Here is a 3978-nt window from a genome sequence, read left to right as displayed (position 1 = left end):
TTAAATTATTAGTTGAAGCGAGATAAGTCTTCTTCAGGGCGTGCAGTTAAAACTTCAATGCCCGTTTGAGTCACTAAAATAGTATGTTCATATTGAGCTGAAAGTTTATGGTCTTTCGTTACAACCGTCCATTTATCGCCTAATAGTTTAGTTTGCCATACGCCTGCATTTACCATAGGTTCAATGGTAAAAGTCATACCAGCTTCCAGACGCATACCTGTTCCAGCTTGACCATAATGTAATACTTGAGGTTCATCATGGAAAACGGTTCCAATACCGTGGCCACAATATTCACGTACTACACTAAAACGTTCTGATTCAACATATTTTTGGATTGCATGGCCAATATCACCTAAATATGAACCATCTCTCACAGTTGCCATTCCGCGATACATCGCTTCTTGAGCAACCTTGCATAGACGATTAGCTAAAATAGAAGTCTCACCGCCAACGACATACATCATATTTGTATCGCCGTGATAACCATCTTTAATCACAGTTACATCAATATTAAGAATATCGCCATTTTTTAATGTTTTATTTTCAGAAGGAATGCCATGGCAGACAACATGGTTAACCGAAGTACAAATAGAGTGCTGAAAAGCAGGGCGTCCAGGAGCGCCACCATAGCCGACACAGGCAGGAATAGCATGCTGTACATTTTCAATGTGATTACGGCAAATGGTATCAAGTTCAAGTGTACTTACACCTGCCTTAATATAAGGCTTGATCATCTCTAGAACTTCAGCCGCCAGTCGTCCTGCAATGCGCATTTTTTCAATTTCATCTGGAGTTTTGATTAATCGACGTGGAGCTGTATAAGTACTGTTCATGATCTCTAAAAACTTTTGGTAATTTACAAGTGTCTATGGTATAAATAGCCGCCCATTTTATCAAATGCTTTTCGTGAATATCTTTTACGAACAATTTTGATAGGTGGAGTAAAAATCCGCACATATATCGTCACATTACTCTGGGTGCCTGTAAAAGGGTGGAGAATGCGGATATATGGAGGCCTAACCCAAAATTTAAGGTAAAGAAAATGGCAGATTACAACGTAAGCATGCGCGACCTTCTTCAAGCAGGCGCGCACTTTGGTCACCAAACTCGTTTCTGGAACCCAAAAATGCGTCAATACATTTTTGGCGCGCGCAACAAAATTCACATCATCAACCTTGAGCACACTGTTCCTGCGTTAAATGATGCTTTGAACTTCGCTAACCAATTAGCAAGCAAAAAGAACAAAGTTTTGTTCGTTGGTACAAAACGTGCTGCTTCTAACATCATCCGTGAACAAGCGCAACGTGCGGGTCAACCATATGTTGATCACCGTTGGTTAGGTGGTATGTTGACGAACTGGAAAACTCTTCGCCAATCTATCAACCGTTTAAAAGACCTTCAAACTCAATCTCAAGATGGTACTTTTGCTAAGCTTACTAAACGTGAAGCTTTAGAACGTACTCGTGAGATGGAAAAACTTGAACGTGCTTTAGGCGGCGTTAAAAACATGGGTGGTTTACCTGACGCATTATTCGTAATTGACGTGGATCACGAATCAATTGCGATTAAAGAAGCTAAAAACCTTGGTATTCCAGTAATCGGTATCGTTGATACAAACTCTAACCCAGACAACGTAGACTACGTTATTCCTGGTAATGACGATGCAATCCGTGCGGTTACACTTTATGCTTCTGCTATGGCTGATGCGATTCTTGCTGGTAAAGAATACGCTCAATCTCAAGCAAATGCACAAGCTAAAGGCGAAGAAGCTGCTAAAGAAGCTCCAGAGGCTTAATGCGTTTTGACGCAGGCTTGTCATTTTTGCGACATGTAATGGTGGCAAATTAAGCGTCGAGAGTGCAAACGGCCCAGAGTTTCTTTGGGCCGTTTTTGTTGAAAAGATTCATTTTTCTACCGTATTTAGGAGAACAACATGACTGCAGTTACTGCGAGCATGGTAAAAGAATTACGTGACCGTACTGGTCTTGCAATGATGGAATGCAAAAAAGCATTAACAGAATCTAATGGTGATGTTGAATTAGCGATTGATAACCTTCGTAAATCAGGTCAAGCAAAAGCTGCTAAAAAAGCTGGCAACATTGCTGCTGATGGTGCGATCACTATCGTTCAAGAAGGCAACAAAGCGATTCTTTTAGAAGTAAACTGTCAAACTGACTTCGTTGCTAAAGACGAAAACTTTGCTGGTTTCTCTGCTAAAGTTGCTGCTGCTGCACTTGCTGCAAATGAAACTGATGCGACTAAAATTGCTGAATTGAAACTTGAAGATGGTGCTACTGTTGAAGAAGCACGTATTGCTCTTGTTCAAAAAATCGGTGAAAACATCCAAGTTCGTCGCGCGAAAATCGTTGAAGGCGAAAGCTTGGCTATCTACAAACACGGTTTAAAAATCGGTGTTGTAGTTTCTTATACAGGTGATGCTGATACTGGTAAAGGTATTGCAATGCACGTTGCTGCATTCAACCCAGTTGCTGTAAATGCTGAAGCTGTTCCTGCTGACCTTATCGCTAAAGAAAAAGAAATTGCTGAAGCGAAAGCGTTAGAATCTGGCAAACCAGCTAATATCGTTGAAAAAATGGTAACTGGTTCTGTTGATAAATATTTGAACGAAGTTGCTCTTGATCGTCAAATGTACGTAATCGACAACGACAAAAAAGTTGCTGATGTATTAAAAGCAACTGGTACTACTGTTGTTAACTTCGTACGTTTCGAAGTTGGTGAAGGTATTGAGAAGAAAGCAGAACTTAGCTTCGCTGAAGAAGTTGCTGCTGCTCAAGCTGCTGCGAAGTAATTCGTATCACGATAAAAAAAGCCCCTTTGGGGCTTTTTTTATCTCAACTAAATGAGTGTATAAAATGATAAATAAAAAAAATCTTAGTATTGGCGGTGTCATCGTTTTATTGATTGCTGCATATTTTGGTCTGGATTTATCAGGGCATAAGCAAAATCAAACGTCATCATCAGCCATACCCGAAGTTCAGCATACTGAAACTACACTTTCAAATAATGGGGTGGATACAATAAAAGCTGCTTATGAGCAGAGAAAAAGTAATGTTCAAGTGCAGGGAAGTGGTCGAGTAAAGGCAATTTTAAGAGACGATAATGATGGGGCGAGACATCAGAAATTTATCCTTGTATTAAAAAATGGCCTTTCAATTTTAGTCGCACATAATATTGATTTAGCACCTAAAGTTTCTAATTTGAAAAAAGGTGACATGGTAGAGTTTTATGGCGAATATGAATATAACCCCAAAGGTGGTGTATTGCACTGGACTCATCGTGATCCACAAAGTCGCCATGAAAGCGGCTGGCTTAAACATGATGGGCAAATCTATCAATAAAGCCAAATAGACAATTAAAGAGATTGTTTTTATAGAGCAATTTTATTCTATTCAGTTTCTTAAAACATGCTATGGTTTTTTTTATTAAATAGATGAGACGTATTTATGCAGCGGGAGCAAGCCGATTATCTGCATGTGCGAGAGCTGGGCGGTTTAGAGTTACTAAAAGCACATTATCACCAAACGCAATTTTCTAAGCATACCCATGAAGGTTATTGTATCGGTGTAATTGAAGAGGGAGCACAGTCTTTTTTTAGGACGGGCCAACTGCATGTAGCTCCCAAAGGCGATATTATTTTAGTAAATGCTGATGAAATCCATACGGGTTCATCTGCTGTTGAGTCGGGGTGGCGATATCGAGCGATTTACCCCACACCTGAAATGTTGGCAGAAGTTAGTCAAGATTTTTTTGAGAATTCACGTGGGGCACCGTGGTTTCCTCAGGCGGTCATTAGTGACTTGGGTTTGGCTCAGCAACTTTGTTTACTCTTTGATTTATTAGAACAAAAAGATAATTTTTTACTTAAAGAAACGATGTATTTATCGACTTTAGCCTGTTTAATGAAACGACATAGTAAATCAAATCATACTTTTTGTGAGTTGCCAGAAGCATATTCAA

The 3978-nt window shown here is 39.6% G+C and carries 5 protein-coding genes; 4 read left to right on the top strand and 1 reads right to left on the bottom strand.

The window, feature by feature from the left end; genetic code table 11:
• Positions 1-8: 8 nt before the first annotated feature.
• Positions 9-833, bottom strand: a complete 825-nt coding sequence (map, locus tag NL42_RS17220) for a type I methionyl aminopeptidase (RefSeq protein WP_016137515.1) — start codon at positions 831-833, stop codon at positions 9-11.
• A 209-nt stretch (positions 834-1042) separates the two neighbouring features.
• On the opposite strand from map, the gene rpsB reads away from it, so the two are divergent.
• The 4 genes from rpsB to NL42_RS17200 form a co-directional block, all read left to right on the top strand.
• Positions 1043-1795, top strand: coding sequence for a 30S ribosomal protein S2 (rpsB, locus tag NL42_RS17215; protein WP_003650626.1), 753 nt, complete (start codon positions 1043-1045; stop codon positions 1793-1795).
• Positions 1796-1933: 138 nt separating this feature from the next.
• The gene (tsf, locus tag NL42_RS17210) at positions 1934-2809 is read left to right on the top strand and encodes a translation elongation factor Ts (protein ID WP_461313682.1); all 876 of its coding nucleotides are present in this window, start codon (positions 1934-1936) and stop codon (positions 2807-2809) included.
• 64 nt (positions 2810-2873) lie between these two features.
• Positions 2874-3359: a DUF3465 domain-containing protein gene (locus NL42_RS17205; protein ID WP_461313681.1), complete on the top strand. Its 486-nt coding sequence runs from the start codon at positions 2874-2876 to the stop codon at positions 3357-3359.
• 105 nt (positions 3360-3464) lie between these two features.
• The coding region (locus NL42_RS17200; RefSeq protein ID WP_461313680.1) for an AraC family ligand binding domain-containing protein at positions 3465-3978 on the top strand (514 nt) is incomplete at its 3' end.

The organism is Acinetobacter sp. GN11 (genome assembly GCF_054823985.1).
This window is presented reverse-complemented; position numbering and strand designations above follow the sequence as displayed.